Here is a 16,213-nt window from a genome sequence, read left to right on the forward strand (position 1 = left end):
CGATAGCTACAAACGCGCTCCTCAAAAACGTCAACTTAAGTTAGCCTTTCTGGCCTCGACGACCGAAAAACTCAAGAAGAGAGCGTCCGATGAGCTTGCCGAGTTCTGCATTGCCGATGGCCGATGCGCCGCGCGCGAACCCAACGACGACCGTTGAATCCGCGATGGTCAGCCGGCGGCTGGCCCCCCTCTTCTTCGTCTCCGGCGTGTCCGCGCTGGTCTACCAGGTCTGCTGGCAACGCCTGCTCTTCGCGAGCTTCGGCGTGGACATCGAATCCGTCACCATCATCGTCTCGGTCTTCATGCTGGGGCTGGGGCTGGGCGCGCTCGTTGGCGGCAATCTGGCGGACCGGTTTCCCGCCCTGGCGCTGCGCTTCTTCGCGCTGGCCGAAATGGGCATCGGCCTTTTCGGGCTCGCAAGCCCCGCGCTGATCCGCGGCACGGGCGATCTCTTCGTTGCCGCGCCGCAGTGGCAGATCGTCCTCGCCAACTTCCTGCTGCTGCTGATCCCGACCTGCCTGATGGGGGCGACGCTGCCCATCCTCGTCGCCTACGTGACGAGGCTGTGGGGCAACGTCGGCAAATCGATTGGCCTCCTTTACCAGGTCAACACCTTCGGAGCGGCCTTCGGCGTGGCAGTGGTGGGATTCTTCTGGTTCCTGCTGTTCGAGATCGACATGGCGATCCGCATGGCCGCGCTGCTGAACATCCTGGTCAGCCTGCTGGCCATCACCTGGATCAAGCGTCATGGCTAGCTTCGCGTGGATTCTTTCGCTGGGGGTGGGCTTCTTGAGCTTGAGCCAGGAAATTCTCTGGGTGCGCCTGGTCTCGTTCACGACACGGGGCCTGAGCCAGTCCTTTGCACTGGTGCTCTTCCTGTTCCTCATCGGCATCGCGGTCGGGTCGGCCATCGGCAAGCGCCTGTGCGAACGGCAGCACGACCTGCTTCGCACTTCGGCGATCGTGCTCGGACTGGCGGCGGTGGTCGACCTCAGCCTGCTGGGCCTGCTGCCCGTCATCGTGCAGTGGCAATCGGGCGCCAGCGTCTTTGCGCTGATCGTCGTGACGGCGCTGCTCAAGAGCATCATGTTCCCGATCGCCCATCATCTCGGGTCGCAGCAATCAGGCGCCCGCATCGGCCGTTCGGTGTCCAAGGTGTACTTCGGCAACATCGTCGGCTCGACGCTGGGTCCGATCGTGACGGGCTACATCCTCCTGGACCGGCTGACGATGGACCAGTGCCTGTTGTTGATCGGACTGGCTACCGGCCTGCTGTCCCTGTCGTGCGCGATGCGCGCACGCGCCTTGCGCATCGGACTGGCGGCAGCGCTGGTGATCGTTCCGGCCGCCGTGCTGGCGTGGCCGGGACCCTTGAGCCTCGCAGGTGCCATCGCGGCCGCCGACAAGACCCTCAAGCCGGGCGCGCGCATCTCGCACGTGGTCGAGAATCGCAGCGGCATCATCCACACCATTGCGGAGCCGAACGGCAGCTCCGAGGCTGTCATGGGGGGCAACGTGTACGACGGCCGCATTGCCGTCGACATGGATGCAAACCAGAACGCACTCGATCGCGCGTTGGTGCTGCTGGCGCTCCATCCGAATCCTGAAAACGTCGTGGTGGTCGGGCTGAGCACCGGCGCATGGGCGCGCATCCTCAGCGCATCGCCGCGCATCAAGCACATGACCGTCGTCGAGATCAACCCAGGCTATCTGCAGCTGATTGCCCAGTATCCGCAGGTGGCGCCCGTCCTGTCGGACCCGCGCATCGAGATCGTCGTCGATGACGGACGGCGCTGGCTGCGCCGCCATCCGCAGGCGCGCTTTGATCTGTTCGTGCAGAACACGACCTTTTCCTGGCGCGCGTATTCCACCAATCTGCTGTCGCGCGAATACATGCAGCTCGCGGGCGCGCACCTGAAGCCCGGCGGCATCGTCGCCTTGAACAGCACGGATTCAAGCGACGTGCTCAAGACGGCGACCGAGGTCTTTCCCTTCGTCGAGCGACGTTCCAATTTCATCTACGGCAGCTTCTCGGACATTTCGCGGCCCCTTCCAAACGCAGAGGCGGCCTACCACGAGCTGCGCCTGGACGACAAACTGGTCTTCGGCGATGCGGCATTCCGAGAGGGCGGGCTGGTGAGGAACATGATCGGCGCCCCATTCGTGCCGCACGCGCATCAATACGACGGCATGTCCGAAGCCCCGACGGCGGTCTCCGACCAGAATCTCGTCGTCGAGCATGCACATGCACGCATGCGCGGCAGCTTTCCGGCTTTCTACCGCCAGGTGGACGCGGTGCGCTCGCTGCTTCATCGAGACCATTGAAGCGGCGGTGCAGTCGTAGCTTGGCACCGCGACGTCAAGCGCCTACTGCCCTACTGCGTACAGGGCGGCACATCCCATGACCAGCGACGCGAGAAAGAAGCCGAGGGCGGCCGGAGTACGCGATGCGGGGCGCATGGCCAGCACGAAGACGCATCCCGCGAAGAGGAAGGGAAGGGGCATGAGTACCGGAAGCGCGAACACCAGAGCGTCTGCGAAGACACCCCACGTTGCCAAGCCCTCCGGGGTGGTCCAGCGAAGGCCCAGCAAGGGCAATGCGGCAACCGACATGCACAAGAAGAAGCTCGGAAAAAGCCAGTCCCCAGGCACCGGCTGCTGCGTCTTTGACGTCAGCGGCGGCGCCGCGTCGAGCTTCGCATCCAGATCGTCTGCCACCGCTGCTTTGCTGAGCAAGGGCCAGTGTTCAAGGCCGTCCAGAGCCGCTTGAGAGAGCAAGCGGAGCCTGAGCGTCAGTGACTCGAGCCAGGCGGCCAGCGGCCTCTGACTCCGGGGGGCACGGACGTAACCCGCGTCGTCAGCGCGGGAGAAGACACGGGAAGCGGGAGTGGGGGAGGTGTGCGAGGTCATGTCGCGCAATGTAGGGACGAGTTTCTGGTGTGTGATCGTTTGCGCCGGGGAGTATCGAGTTTCGCTACCCGGCGTGGCGATGCATGCGCCCGCCAGGTCGGAATCCCCGCGCCGCGGTACGTGGCTACGATCGAGAGCGTCGGAGCAGCGACCAACCCGAGGGGGTGATCTTGCTGACCACCACCCCGACCTGTGGACCACCGCCCAGCGGATCGACGACGGCACTCACCACTGCATCCACGTGACCCGCTTGAAACAGGGCACTCACGGCAAGCAGGTCTTCGTCACCCGTCAGAACGCGAGGGAGAGGTTCGCTGGCAATCCGCCGGAGCAAGTGCTCGTTGCTCTCTCCGCGGACGCGCGATCGAGGTATTTCCAAGGGGTCATTCTTCACCGGGTGATCGTCATCAAGTGATGACGATAAGTCCACGGACTAGAGTGCTCATTCGCTCATTCTCCGCGGGCGTTGACGCTCATGTCAGCGGCCCCGTCCGTTGTGCAGCGCCGGGTTCACGGTGGCGGCTGCATTGCGATCCTTGAGACGCACGGCGAACTGCCGTGCAGCTGACCTCTTCCAGTCGTGCTGCTGACGCTAACGAGGTGGCTGAGCATCACCTGGTTCCTCGCTCCGATCGAGCGGCTGCTGCTCCGCTCGCCAACTTGCGCTCCGACGCTCCGCGGCTACGGTGGTGAGCGTCGACCTCAGCGCCCGTAAGCAGACGCTCATGGTCGGGGTTCATCCGCCTGCGTGAAGCCCCGGGCGAAGCACGCTGTAGCAGGTCGGGTGCAACGAGGGCTTTAGGCGGCACTTGGGTTGAAGGCGCCGACAACGTGGTACGCCTTCAATTGACAGATCACCTGTTCTGGCGGAGGTATAGAAGCCCAAAATGCCCCGCGATTGAACTGTCCGTTGGCATCGAACATGTGCTCGATCTTGTGATTCCATTCCGACGCGTGTAGATGCTTCATCCCTTGATGTTCGTAGACATTGCTCAGATGACCACGTTGAACTTCTTTGAGATCCAGAACCAGCAGCCAGAATAGGTCGCCGTCTGAGCCAAGGACCGTTGCATCGTATGTCTTTTCGTTCCTGGAGACGGTGACTTTGTCGTTCTCTTTGAGCATGTGCATCGATCGATTTCTCATGAATATAGGGGTCGACTGCCGTCTTGCATTTTGCGGATGAAGCGTGTTCCCGGCGATGCTCGTTGTGGCACCAAGATTTTGGGGTACAGCGGCTCGGTCACGCCAGGAAAACCGGCATTCGAGCGAACGTCGAGCATCAGTTGCTGGTGTTCAAGCAGCAGTTCGGGTTCACGAAGCTGCGCTATCGCGGCTTGGCGAAGAACACATGGCCACGCTGTTTGCGTTGTCGAACTTATGACGGCAAAACGGAAATTGACGGAGGTCAGGGGATGAGTGCGTCTGTGAGGCGGATTGGGCTTGCCTGGCCGGCGCAGGTTAAATAGTTGCCAAACTTGCTCGATCAAGTCGCCTGGTTGCGTCGGCACCACGTTGTTCAATCAGCCGTGATTGCCGATCGTGTTCTGTAGAGCATCCTCGAGCGGCGCATGCCGCCGCGCGACGATCCACTCCGACGTTAGCCATGAAAGGATGCTCGTAACCCACACCCTTCGCACAGCCGCTTCGCCCAGGTGGTCACCGAAAGCGACTTTGCATTTCTAGATCGTTCAAGCCGGGCATACGCCTGCATCTCCGTTTGGAGCAACGAGTGCCCGTCGCCGCTGAAGATATCCTAGCTGCGGCGCCTCATTCGTTGGCGCACTCACTTTCTGCCCGTCGTATGGCTCAAGGTGTCGACTGAGCGCCCAATCATCTCCTACCCTGTCCCAGTCGACACGAATCGTAAGATCGTCCTCGATTACTAACTGGCCTTTCTCGAACGCGCGGTCGACGAGGAGTGATAAGCAGATGCCGTTTGACGGGTCAAGTCGAATGGTTTGATCTTCGCTCCACGGAACGATATGGGACGCCACGAGGAAATCCTTGGTTTCAATTCCCGTGATCGCGCACCGATATCCATAGTTGGCCTTTACTGCTGCAGCGAACGCCTTTTGCGCGCTCCCCCTTGTCTTGACCGTCGCGGTTGAATCGGCGACCTCGTAGCTCATCCGTTGGATTTTTTTGCGGAAAGTCTCGACCTCTTCCGGGTCGGATTCAAGCGCTTCGGCCGCTGCGTCCCGTTGCACGGCCACGGGGAAACGTGCCTCCAGCACCTCCAAGAAATCATCAATTGATGCGGCAATATCCGCCCCGAGGGGTGCAGGTTGAACCCACGCGTCGTGATTCCGAACGGGATCAAAAAACAGCCCATGACCAGGTGCACGAAGATAGCCAATGAGGGCGCGGCCCACATCAGGTTCAAGCGCTTCTATCACTGCCGTTCGATTTCCCGATTCAGTGAGCCGTGACATCGTGTCGTCAATCGTTGCGGTCGGAGTTGTTCCAGCACTATGCAGAAGCGACCAGGCCAGCGCTGATCGCTGGGACGTTTTCGCAGCCAGAACCTGGATTTCGTGCGGCACCAGTCCTAGATCGGCCCATGCGAAGCCTTCGTCCGGGTCCTTGAGGTAGGCGCGGAGATGCAACGTCCTGGACTCGTCGCGAAGCTTGATTGCCACCAAGTACGGCTGGCCCGCTCCACGATCCGCAAGCAGCGCAAGCTCGTTCTCGGCAGCGGCGAAATCAAGATGGGCAGGATTTCCCGGGATCGTCTCAGCCGTCGCATCGTTGGGCTCGAGCGACATCCTCCATGCTTGCGGAGCGCCGAGGCCGGTTTCCCATTTGAGGTGTGGACGATCTGCGGAATTGAAGACAAGCGCGCCCGGTGTCGTTCCCGTTGGCCACTTGTAAGTAAGCGGCACCGACCCAGTGTCACTGACATCCACGGGAAAGAGGCGGGTTACTGCGTCGAGAAACTCGGCCCTCTTGGACAGTTGAATGTAGTCCTTCGTGTATTTCGTGTCGTTCAGACGCCCATACGTAGCGCGGTGCGCCGACGGGCCGTAGTAGACCACGAGCACCCACTCCACCGGCTGTGCAGCCATTCAGATCCTCCCGATAATGATGGCCTCGGGCGACAGGTGCGCCTCGACCTCTCGCCGACTCTGTGCGGCGAGCGAGCGATGAGTCGTAAACCGGATGATTTCAGCACGTGGGAACAAATCATGAACCGTCTCGGAGTCGCGATTGGACATCACCCATCGCACGCCTCGCTCGGACAGACCAGCGCAGATCTTCGCGAGTTCGACGAGGTCGGCCATCTCGAATGTCTTCGCCGTGTACTTGTTGAATTTCGCGGTGGGCTCTTTCTCCACGTCCGGCCGTGTGAATACAGGCAGGTAGGGTGGATCGAGATACACGAAGTCTCCTGGGGCGGCGGTATTGAGCATCTGGCGGAAGTCGGCGGCAACGATGTCTGCACAGCTCAAGACATCGCCGATGGTTCTCATGGTGCCTTCGCTCATGCCCCTGAAACTGCGGTCTCCCCAAGGCACATTCATGGCTCCGGTTCGAGAGTTTTCCCGCCACAGGTGATTCCATGAAACTGCGTTCAGATAGAGGAACCGTGCTGCCTTTTCGACAAGCCCTTTAGGAGCCGCCGAACGAACCTCGTAGTAGAACTCCTTGGAGTCGTTCGCCGCGTACCAGTCGAGTAACGGACGAAGTTCCGATGAGTGATCCCTCATCGCGACCCAAGCTGCAACAAGATGCTCATTGAGGTCTGCAAGCTGCGCCCGGCCAGATACGCGCGTCGCACATGCAAGGAAGACGGCGCCACCACCTAGAAAGGGCTCGTAATAGTTCTTGATGCTGGCAGGTATGTGCGGAAGGATGCGAGGAAGGAGCCGTGACTTTCCGCCGACCCATCTGATGAAGGGCTTGATCGGCATCTGGTCAACCTGAACAGCGCTCGAAGTTTCGGGTGACATGTCCAGAGCTGGCAACGTCATTTGTTCCTGTGTCTCCATCATTCCATCTGCGTTTTGATGGCGCATGATATCCTGTAAAAATCCCCAGTACAGCGGCCAATTGCCTTCCCCAGTTTCGATGTCCCCTATGTCCGACGTTCAACTCATTTGGCCAAATAAAGAGCTGCAACTACGGGCATCAGGTGAAGAGGGCTGTGAGTGGGTTCAGCCTACCGATCGTCGATTGCTCGTGCCGCTCAAGTTTGAAGCACTCACAGCAGGTCCACTAAATGTTCGCGCGAATGTGCTGGCCGTCGGGGATGGCCTGGACGCTCTAGAAGCGCTGGCATCGCGAACGACGGTCCTGGAAGGCGGCATCCGGCTCGTGTATATCGACCCGCCTTTCAACACGCAGGTCAATTTTCGTCAGTACAACGACACCATGCATCGACCAATGTGGCTGAGCATGATGCGCGACCGCCTTACGGCGCTGCGACCACTGCTCGCAGAGGACGCGAGCGTTTGGGTGCATCTGGATGACTCGGAAGTGCACAGGGCCCGCGCGGTGATGGATGAAGTTTTTGGCGAAAGCGCGTTCGTCGCCTCCGTTGTGTGGCAAAAGAAAACTACTCGCGACTCCCGCGCCGCTTTTTCGTCGAACCATGACACGATTTTGGTGTACGCCCCCAGTGGGCCAAAAAGGTGGAAGACTTCGCGGAATCTATTGGCCAAGGATGAAGCGCACTTGCAGAACCGTGATGACGACCCACGCGGACCTTGGGCCGACGCTCCGTTCACGGCGCCGGGCTTTCGCAAGGCACAGCAGTACGACATCGTCACGCCGACCGGGCAAGTGCTACGTCCTCCGCGAGGTCGTTCTTGGTATGCCACTGAGCAGACCTATCGTGACTTGCTCGAGGATGATCGGCTTTGGTTTCCCAAGGGTGGCGACGGTTCGCCGCGATTGAAACTTTTCGCGCATCAGCTCAGGGGCCTCGTTCCGTTCACCGTGTGGGGTCCGCCAGACACTGGAACGAACGACGACGCGAAGCGACACTTGATGTCGATGTTCCCGGATATCGAGGTGTTCGACACCCCAAAGCCTGAGGCGCTTCTGGAACGCATCATTCACATTGCGACCAACCCGGGCGAGGTCGTGGTCGATATATTTGGTGGTAGTGGAACGACTGCCGCTGTCGCGCACAAAATGCGTCGTCGATGGGTGATCGCCGAACGCAATACTCAGACAGTCCTGGACTTTCTGCTGCCGAGATTGCAGAGTGTCATCGACGGCACCGATCCAGGAGGCATTACCGAGGCTACCTCCTGGACCGGAGGCGGTGGCTTTGAGGTCATCCATGTATCGCCGCGGTTCGGAAGACTTCCCAGTCGGAGCCAAGCTGGAGCCGTCAAGCGACATCTAGCGGCTCAAGCTCAGTCGCCCGACAGCCCGTTTGCCAACGAAAGGGCATGCTCCGCCACGGCCTGACATTCAGTCTTCTTGGCTTGCAGGAAGCGCTGCTTGGCCCAATGCCCGTGCGTGTTGGCCGTTGCGCTGGCGTGCGTGCCGCCATAGCTCTGAGACATGGCGAAACCACACAAGCCGGCTCATGCCCGGCCCGCGTCCTGCGTTTTTTGTTGCTTTGGTGCGAGCGTTGCCCTGCCGAGCCCAGCCTTGACGCCGTACCAATCGAGGAGCCCACAGGGTTTCGATACAGGGCATTTCACAGACCCTGCTACGACTGTGGAGGCGTTCATTCATCACTGAGTTGTCTATACGAGCCCTCGACACAGCGACGGTCTCCTGCAGCTTGCTGATCTTGTCGCGCAGCATGCGTACGCTCCAGCGTTGCGATCGGCACAGCTCAGCGTAGAACTCGCGTTGCAAAGTCTCCTTGAGTGGCAGCAACGCAAGGAAGTGCGACCAGCTCAATTCTCGTATCAGCGATACGACAATCTTCTCTTCGGGGAAAACCTCGGCGATCTGGATCATGCGGCGCAGGTTCTTCTCGCTGAAGCTGCCGCCGTGCTCGGCGCTCAATTGTCGTGACAGCGTTACGACAATCTGCTCGCCGTACCCCGCACGATCTCCGCCAAGCACCTCCGTGCGAATGCGTTGCCCGATGCGCCAGTACAGCAACGTCAGCGTTGCATTGGCCGTCGTGGCAACATGGGTACGAGCGTCCGCGATCAGGCTTCGTATGTCGTCAACAAGCGCATGCGCGGCATTTGGCCTTTGCGACTTTCGCGAGACAGGCGACTTGCGGGTTGCCATCGGGTCAGCTCGGCAAAGTGAACAGAGCGTCTTGATGGATGCCTTGCGTCTTCCCGTGTTTCGCAACCAACTCTGGATTTCTCATGCTTCGGCTCGATTCCCTCGCTATCGGCCGGGGAGGGTAGCGCATTTTTCCTGTTGCGCCCCCGCTTCGTCACACCCCCAACAACTCCTCCAACACCTTCGGCTCAGCCAACAACCCCGCCGAAGGCCCTTGCCGCACGATCTTCCCCTTCTCCATCACCACAGCCTGCTCGGTGTGCCCCAGCACCTTCCGCCAGTCCCGATCCACGATCAGTGTCGCGATCCCGGTCGCGCGAATGTCCGCAATCACCCGCCAGATCTCCGCCACGATCAGCGGCGCGAGTCCTTCGGTCGCCTCATCCAGAATCAACAACCGCGGATTCGTCATCAACGCCCGCCCGATCGACAGCATCTGCTGCTCCCCACCTGACAGCTGCTGCCCGCCATGCGACAGCCGCTCCGTCAGCCGGGGAAACGTCGTCATCACCCGATCGAAGGTCCACTCCCGCTTCCCATCGATCCCTGCCCGTGCGCTCATGACGAGGTTCTCCCGCACTGAGAGATTGGGAAAGATCCCGCGCCCTTCAGGCACGTAGCCGATGCCGCGCCGCGCCATCTTCTCCGGCGCCCAGCCGGTGACGTCATTGCCATCCAGCTTCACCCGCCCCGAGGCGGGCCGCACGTAGCCCATCAGCGAGCGGATCAGCGTGGTCTTCCCCATCCCATTGCGCCCCAGCAGGCCTATGGATGTCGCCGCAGGCAGCGACACATCGACGCCGCGCAGGATGTGGCTGTCCCCGTAGTAGGTGTTGAGCCCTTCGATCTGCAGCATCTCAATGGTCCTCGCCCAAATAGGCCGTGCGCACTTCCGGATTCACGCGAATCGAAGCCGGGTCGCCAGTCGCAATCACCGTCCCGTTGACCATCACCGTGATGCGGTCCGCAATGCGAAACACCGCATCCATGTCGTGCTCCACCAGCAGGATCGCGTGCGTGGCCTTGAGCTTGCTCAGAAGACCCAGCATCCGCTCCGTCTCTTCCGCACCCATGCCCGCCAGCGGCTCGTCGAGCAGCAGCACGCGTGGCTTGGTGGCCAGGCACATCGCGACTTCCAGCTGCCGCTTCGCGCCATGACTGAGCGTGCCGGCGATGCGGCCGGCGACGGTGCCCAGGCCCGCGGCCTCCAGGGCCTCGTGCGCCGCGCCATTGCTGTATGCGCAACTCTCCGAAGACTCCCAGATCGCCCACGGCTTCGGCGCTGCGGCCTGCGCCGCGAGCCGGCAGTTCTCCAGCACGGTGAACTCCGGAAAGATCGTGGTGCGCTGGTAGCTGCGGCCCACGCCCGCCAGCGCGCGGCGGAATTGCGCGCGCCTGGTGATGTCCTCGCCGTCGAGCGTGATGCGTCCGTCGGAAGCATCGATCTCGCCGGAGAGCATGTTGATCAACGTGGACTTGCCCGCGCCGTTGGTGCCGATCACCGCATGTACCTCGCCGCGGTTCAGGTCCAGCGTCACCTTGTTGACCGCGACGAGGCCGCCAAAGCGGCGCGTCAGGGTCTCGACCGCAAGAAGCCTGCTGCGCACGGGAGTACCTTGGCCTTCGGCTGCGGTGCCATTCGCCTTCGGAGTGGCCGTGCTGCTCATGCCGCAGCCTCCTTCTTCGGCATCACACGCACCCGCAGGCCGACGATGCCCTTGGGCAGCAGCGCGACGAAGGCGATGATGGCCAGGCCCAACGTCAACTGCCAGTGATCAGCCATCGGGCCGACGATGGCGTGGGTGGACAGCAGCTCCTTCAACAGCGTGAAGGCCACCGCGCCGATCACCGCACCGCGCAGGTGGCCGAGGCCGCCGAGGATGATCATCAGCAACACCTCGCCGGAGTTGTGCCAGGCCAGCAGTTCGGGGTTGACCACGCCGTCGCGCGAGGCGACGAGAAAGCCCGCAAGCCCGGCCAGCGCGCCCGCAATCACGAAGGCCGCCAGCTTGTACCCATACACCGGAAAGCCCGCCGCGCGCATGCGCTGCTCGTTGACCCGGATGCCCGCCAGCGCGGCACCGAAGCGCGAGCGGCGGATCAGCGCCAGCAGCCCGTAGGTGAAGACCAGCGAGCCCAGCACGAAGTAGAACTGCACCTTGCTGTTCTCCATGTCGAGCGCGCCCAGCGCGGGGCGGATGTACATGTAGATGCCGTCGCTGCCGCCGCCCAGCGCGGTGTCGTGGAAAACGAAGAAGGCCATCTGCGCGAAGGCAAGCGTGACCATGATGAAGTACACGCCTCGCGTGCGCAGGCTGAGCGCACCGGTCACCAGCGCATAGCCCGCCGCACAGCCCATGGCCAGCGGCAGCAGCATGGCGATCGAGCCGCCTTCCTTGCCTGAACCGAGCACGGTGGCATACGCCCCGATGCCGTAGAAGGCGGCATGGCCCAGGCTCACCAGCCCGGTCATGCCGACGAGCAGTTCCAGGCTCAGCGCGAAGATCGCAAGGATCATCACCTTGACGACCAGGTCGCCAAGATACGGGCCGAGGAAGGGTCCGAGGGCCGCGAGCGCGATGGCGCACAGGAGCGGCAGGTAGTGGGAGAAACTTTTCATGTCAGGTCTTGCGCCCCATCAGTCCTTCGGGACGCCAGATCAGGATCATCGCCATGAGCACGTACACGCCGATGCCGCTCAGCTCGGCGAAGAACACCTTGCCGAAGGTATCGACAAAGCCCACCAGCAGCGACGCGACGAGCGCGCCGGTGATGGAGCCGATGCCGCCGATCACCACCACCACGAAGCAGATGATCAGCACGCTCGCGCCCATGTTCGGATAGACCGAGGACATCGGCGCCGCGATCATCCCCGCCAGCGCAGCAAGCGCCACGCCGGCCGCGAAGACGATGCGATAGAGCCGGCGAATGTCGATGCCCAGCCCCCGCACCATGTCGCGGTTGCTTGCGCCGGCGCGGATCATCATGCCCAGCCGCGTGCGGTTGACCACGTAGTAGAGCCCGACCGCGAGCACGATGCACGCAGCCGAGGCGAAGAGCCGGTACCACGGGTAGCTCATCAGGTCGCCGAGCGCGAAGCTGCCGCTCAGCCACGGCGGCACGGGCACGCCGTGCACGTCGTTGCCGATGAGGATCGAGCGCAGCTCCTCGAAGACGAGGATCAGGCCGTAGGTCATCAGCACCTGCTGCAAGTGATCGCGCTGGTAGAGGTAGCTGAAGAAGGCCCACTCCAGCAGGTAGCCGAAGAGCGCAGTCAGCACCACGCCCGCCACGAGCATCAGGATGAACTGGTCACCGAAGAGCGGCGAGAGCGCGAAGGCCATGTACGCGCCGACCATGTAGAAGCTGCCGTGGGCCAGGTTGATCACGCCCATGATGCCGAAGATCAGCGTCAGTCCGGAGGCCACCAGAAACAACAGAAGCCCGTACTGAACCGAATTCAGGCATTGGACGAGAAAGGTACCGAAGTCCACGACAGGTCATCGCTTTCAGGGTTGGAGGCCGATCACATCTTGCAGCCGCGGGCGGGGTCGGCGAGACCCTTCACGGCGATGCTGACGACCTTGTTCTCCTTGCCGTCGACCTTGCGCAGATAGACGTCCTGCACCGGGTTGTGCGACTTGCCCACGGTGAAGGTGCCGCGCGGGCTGTCGATCTTCGCCTTCTCGATGGCGGCGGCGAAGTCGGCCTTCTTGGTGATGTCGCCCTTGGTCGCGTTCAAGCCGATGGCCAGCATCTGCGCGGCGTCGTAGCCCTGCACCGCGTACACGTCCGGCTGCAGCTTGAACATCTTGGCGTATTCGGTGCGGAACTTGTTGTCGCGCGGGGTGTTGAGGCCGTCGGCATAGTGCAGCGTGGTGAGCATGCCTTGCGCCGCATCGCCCTGCGCGTCCAGCGTGCCGTCGGTCAGGAAGCCGGGGCCGTAGAGCGGGATGTTCTTGTTCAGGCCCGCAGCCGCGTAGTCCTTGACGAACTTCACCGCGCCGCCGCCTGCGAAGAAGGAATACACCGCATCGGGTTTGGCCGCCGCGATCTCGGTCAGCAGCGCCTGGAACTCGACATTGGGGAAGGGCACGGTCAGCTGCTTCAGCACCTTGCCGCCGCCCTTCTCGAAGCCTTCCTTGAAGCCGGCCACCGACTCATCGCCCGCCGCGTATTTCCAGGTGATGGTCATCGCGGTCTTCTTGCCCTGCTTGGCCGCGACCTCGCCCATGGCGTAGGCCGGCTGCCAGTTCGAGAAGGAGCTGCGGAAGATGTTCTGCGCGCACATCGGACCGGTCACCGCATCGGCGCCGGCGTTGGGCACGATCAGCACGGTGCCGCTTTCCTTGGCGGCCTTGGCCATCGCCATGGCCACGCCGGAGTGCACGGTGCCGACGATGACATCGACGTTGTCGCGCTTGATCAGCTTGTTGACGTTGTCGGTGGCCTTGGCCGGGTCGGACTCGTCGTCGACCTTGATGTATTCGATCTCGCGGCCGCCGAGCTTGCCACCGTGCTCCTCGACGTTGAGCTTGAAGCCGTTCTCGATGGCCGTGCCGAGTGCGGCATAGGTGCCGCTGAAGGGCAGCATCAGGCCGACCTTGAGCTTGCCCTGCTGGGCATGGCCCAGCGTGGCGATGCAGGCCAGCGCAAGGGCGGTGAGCGTGCTGCGTGCTGTGGTGCGGGTGGTCATGGAGATCTCCTGTCTTCGTTGATGAATGAAACGGTCGCAACTATCGCCTTTTCAGGCTGGTCGCGATGCGGGGAATGCCCGCAGTCGGGGAGTTCCACCAGTGCGGTGCCGGGCACGCGCTCCGCGATGCCGCGGATCTGCGCCAGTGTGCCGTACTCGTCGTCGATGCCCTGGATGGCGAGAACGGGGCAGCGAATGGCATCGAGCTCGGACTCGATGTTCCATTGCTTGAAGGGCGGGTGCAGCCAGATGCGGTTCCAGCCCCAGAAGGCCGAATCGACGTCGTCGTGATAGCGGCCGAGCTTCTTCGGCAGGTCGGTCTCGAGGTAGGCCTGGCGTGCGAGCTCGATGTTGGCGACGGTCACGTCCTCCACGAAGATGTGCGGCGCCAGCACCACCAGGCCGGCCACGCGCTCGGGGAAGCGCGCCGCGTACAGCAAGGAGATCGAAGCGCCGTCGCTGTGGCCGAAGAGCCAGGGTTTTTCCTGCAGGCCGATGGCTTCGAAGAAGGACGGCAGCACCTCGTGCGCCTGGCGGTGCATGAAGTCGACGTCCCACGTTTCGTCGGGTGCGCGCGGCGTGGAGCGCCCGTAGCCGGGGCGCGAGAACACCAGGCCACGAAAGCCGCCGGCGTCGCACAGGCGCTGGGGGAAGTCCTTCCACATCGCGATCGAGCCCAGGCCTTCGTGGAGGAAGACGAGGAGCGGGGCAGTCGTGCGCTCCGGTGCGATGCGCAGGTACTCGACACGCACATCCTTCCCCCGCCAACGGATGGCGGCAAACTCTGACAAGGCGCTCACCCCTGCTGCTCCCGCTCGCGCAGCCGAAAGCGCTGGATCTTGCCGGTGGCCGTCTTCGGCAGTTCTTCCACGAACTCGATGAAGCGCGGGTACTTGTAGGGCGCGAGGCGCTCCTTCACGAAGGCCTTGAGTTCCTCATCCGTCACGCTTTGGCCTGCCTTGCACACCACGTAGGCCTTTGTCTTGGTCAACCCGTCGCCGTCTTCCTTGCCGATCACCGCGGCCTCGAGCACGGCGGGGTGCTGCATCAGCGTGGCCTCGACTTCGAAGGGCGAGACGTAGATGCCGCTGACCTTCAGCATGTCGTCGCTGCGGCCCGCGTAGGTGTAGTAGCCCTCGGCGTCGCGTGAGTACTTGTCGCCGCTCTTGGTCCAGCCTTCGCGGAAGGTCTCGGCGCTCTTCTCGGGGTTGTCCCAGTACATCAGCGCCGTGCTCGGCCCCTTGATGTAGAGGTCGCCTACTTCGCCCACGCCGACGGGCTTGCCGTCTTCGCCGCGCAGCTCGATCACATAGCCTTCGACCGGTCGGCCGGTGGTGCCGTAGCGGATGTCGCCGGGCCGGTTGGAGATGAAGATGTGCAGCATCTCCGTGGAGCCGATGCCGTCGATGATCTCGCAGCCGAAGTGCTGCTTGAAGCGCTGCGCCAGCTCGCCCGGCAGCGCCTCGCCGGCCGAGGAGCACATCCGCAGCGACACCTGCTCGCGCGCGGGCAGGTTGGGCGAGGCGAGCATGCCGGCGAAGCCGGTGGGAGCGCCGAAGAAGACGGTGGGCTTCATCGGCGCCGCGGCGCCCGAAGCCGAAGACGCGCAGGTCCAGCGCTTGAAGGTGGCATCGGGCGTCGGCCGCTCGGCCATCAGCAGCACGGTCGCGCCCACCGACAGCGGGAAGGTCAGCCCATTGCCCAGGCCGTAGGCGAAGTAGAGCTTGGCGGCCGAGAAGCACACGTCGTTCTCCGTCAGGCCAAGCACCGGCTTGCCGTAGAGCTCGGCCGTCCACCAAGGGTTGCCGTGCGTGTGCACCGTGCCCTTGGGCTTGCCGGTGGAGCCTGAGGAATAGAGCCAGAAGGCGTGGTCCTGCGGCGTGGTCGCGGCGGGTTCCGCCAACGGCTCTTGCGCGGCGAGCGCCGCCTCGAATTCCTGCGCGCCTTCGGGCAGCGATCCGGTGGGTTGCGAAACGAACAGCGCCTTCAGCGCATGCGAGCCTTTGCGTTGTGCATCCTGCAACACGGACAGCAGCGCGCCGGAAACCAGCGCCGCCTGGGCGCCGCTGTTGGCCAGCATGTAGGCGTAGTCGTCGGAGGTGAGCAGCGTGTTGACGGCCACCGGCACGATGCCCGCATAGAGGCTGCCGAGAAAGCTCACCGGCCAGTCGCTGCTGTCGTGCATCAGCAGCAGCACGCGGTCTCCGGGCTTCACGCCGGCGGCGAGCAGCGCGGCGGCGAGCCGGCGGGCGCGCTCCTCGAGCTGGCCGTAGGGCAGGGTGCCACGGTCGTCGATGTACGCGATCTTCTGCGCGCGGCTGCGGTTGAGGGCGAACAGGTGTTCGGCGAAATTGAATCGGGCGGGCAGGCTCATCGTGTTTCTCTCCTCAAGTCCTGTGT

General features: G+C 62.9%; 15 protein-coding genes and 1 pseudogene. 4 read left to right on the forward strand and 12 right to left on the reverse strand.

Annotation, left to right across the window (positions count from 1 at the left end):
- Window positions 1-89 precede the first annotated feature (89 nt).
- Window positions 90-755: a hypothetical protein gene (locus tag G3W89_RS00415; RefSeq protein WP_197893511.1), complete on the forward strand. Its 666-nt coding sequence runs from the start codon at window positions 90-92 to the stop codon at window positions 753-755.
- On the forward strand, window positions 748-2,325 hold the full coding sequence (locus G3W89_RS00420; protein ID WP_162572267.1) for a hypothetical protein: 1,578 nt from the start codon (window positions 748-750) through the stop codon (window positions 2,323-2,325). The genes G3W89_RS00415 and G3W89_RS00420 overlap by 8 nt, the downstream gene beginning before the upstream one ends.
- A gap of 42 nt (window positions 2,326-2,367) precedes the next feature.
- On the opposite strand, the gene G3W89_RS00425 is transcribed toward G3W89_RS00420, so the two are convergent.
- A complete protein-coding gene (locus G3W89_RS00425; RefSeq protein WP_162572268.1) occupies window positions 2,368-2,718 on the reverse strand; it encodes a hypothetical protein in 351 nt (116 codons plus the stop codon).
- Window positions 2,719-3,708: 990 nt separating this feature from the next.
- A complete protein-coding gene (locus tag G3W89_RS00430; protein ID WP_162572269.1) occupies window positions 3,709-4,035 on the reverse strand; it encodes a hypothetical protein in 327 nt (108 codons plus the stop codon).
- 128 nt (window positions 4,036-4,163) lie between these two features.
- Here G3W89_RS00430 and G3W89_RS00435 point away from each other — a divergent pair.
- Window positions 4,164-4,329 (forward strand): annotated as a pseudogene (locus G3W89_RS00435) (IS5/IS1182 family transposase); the annotation flags it as partial.
- 272 nt (window positions 4,330-4,601) lie between these two features.
- Here G3W89_RS00435 and G3W89_RS00440 read toward each other — a convergent pair.
- Together G3W89_RS00440 and G3W89_RS00445 are read right to left on the reverse strand one after the other, a co-directional pair.
- Window positions 4,602-5,978, reverse strand: a complete 1,377-nt coding sequence (locus tag G3W89_RS00440; RefSeq protein WP_162572270.1) for an HNH endonuclease — start codon at window positions 5,976-5,978, stop codon at window positions 4,602-4,604.
- Complete coding sequence (locus G3W89_RS00445; protein WP_174258220.1) at window positions 5,979-6,929, reverse strand: DNA adenine methylase; 951 nt, start codon at window positions 6,927-6,929, stop codon at window positions 5,979-5,981. It abuts the gene before it with no gap.
- Between the two features lie 61 nt (window positions 6,930-6,990).
- Here G3W89_RS00445 and G3W89_RS00450 point away from each other — a divergent pair, with 61 nt between their 5' ends.
- Window positions 6,991-8,331: a site-specific DNA-methyltransferase gene (locus G3W89_RS00450; protein ID WP_162572271.1), complete on the forward strand. Its 1,341-nt coding sequence runs from the start codon at window positions 6,991-6,993 to the stop codon at window positions 8,329-8,331.
- A 3-nt stretch (window positions 8,332-8,334) separates the two neighbouring features.
- On the opposite strand, the gene G3W89_RS00455 is transcribed toward G3W89_RS00450, so the two are convergent.
- From G3W89_RS00455 to G3W89_RS00490, 8 genes are all read right to left on the reverse strand, one after another.
- Window positions 8,335-9,117: a DUF1016 N-terminal domain-containing protein gene (locus tag G3W89_RS00455; protein WP_162572272.1), complete on the reverse strand. Its 783-nt coding sequence runs from the start codon at window positions 9,115-9,117 to the stop codon at window positions 8,335-8,337.
- Window positions 9,118-9,271: 154 nt separating this feature from the next.
- The gene (locus G3W89_RS00460; RefSeq protein WP_162572273.1) at window positions 9,272-9,973 is read right to left on the reverse strand and encodes an ABC transporter ATP-binding protein; all 702 of its coding nucleotides are present in this window, start codon (window positions 9,971-9,973) and stop codon (window positions 9,272-9,274) included.
- 1 nt (window position 9,974) lies between these two features.
- On the reverse strand, window positions 9,975-10,784 hold the full coding sequence (locus tag G3W89_RS00465; protein WP_162572274.1) for an ABC transporter ATP-binding protein: 810 nt from the start codon (window positions 10,782-10,784) through the stop codon (window positions 9,975-9,977).
- Entirely contained in the window at window positions 10,781-11,737 is a 957-nt protein-coding gene (locus tag G3W89_RS00470) for a branched-chain amino acid ABC transporter permease (protein WP_162572275.1), read from the reverse strand. Before G3W89_RS00470 ends, G3W89_RS00465 begins: the two co-directional genes overlap by 4 nt.
- 1 nt (window position 11,738) lies before the next feature.
- The gene (locus tag G3W89_RS00475; protein ID WP_162572276.1) at window positions 11,739-12,611 is read right to left on the reverse strand and encodes a branched-chain amino acid ABC transporter permease; all 873 of its coding nucleotides are present in this window, start codon (window positions 12,609-12,611) and stop codon (window positions 11,739-11,741) included.
- A gap of 32 nt (window positions 12,612-12,643) precedes the next feature.
- Window positions 12,644-13,813 carry an ABC transporter substrate-binding protein gene (locus G3W89_RS00480; protein WP_162572277.1) on the reverse strand — a complete coding sequence of 390 codons (1,170 nt, stop codon included), beginning with the start codon at window positions 13,811-13,813 and terminating at the stop codon, window positions 12,644-12,646.
- A complete protein-coding gene (locus G3W89_RS00485; RefSeq protein WP_162572278.1) occupies window positions 13,810-14,613 on the reverse strand; it encodes an alpha/beta fold hydrolase in 804 nt (267 codons plus the stop codon). The genes G3W89_RS00480 and G3W89_RS00485 overlap by 4 nt, the downstream gene beginning before the upstream one ends.
- A complete protein-coding gene (locus tag G3W89_RS00490) occupies window positions 14,610-16,187 on the reverse strand; it encodes a benzoate-CoA ligase family protein (RefSeq protein WP_162572279.1) in 1,578 nt (525 codons plus the stop codon). The genes G3W89_RS00485 and G3W89_RS00490 overlap by 4 nt, the downstream gene beginning before the upstream one ends.
- Window positions 16,188-16,213: the final 26 nt, after the last annotated feature.

It is taken from the genome of Variovorax sp. PBL-H6 (assembly GCF_901827155.1).
Lineage (GTDB): Bacteria > Pseudomonadota > Gammaproteobacteria > Burkholderiales > Burkholderiaceae_C > Variovorax.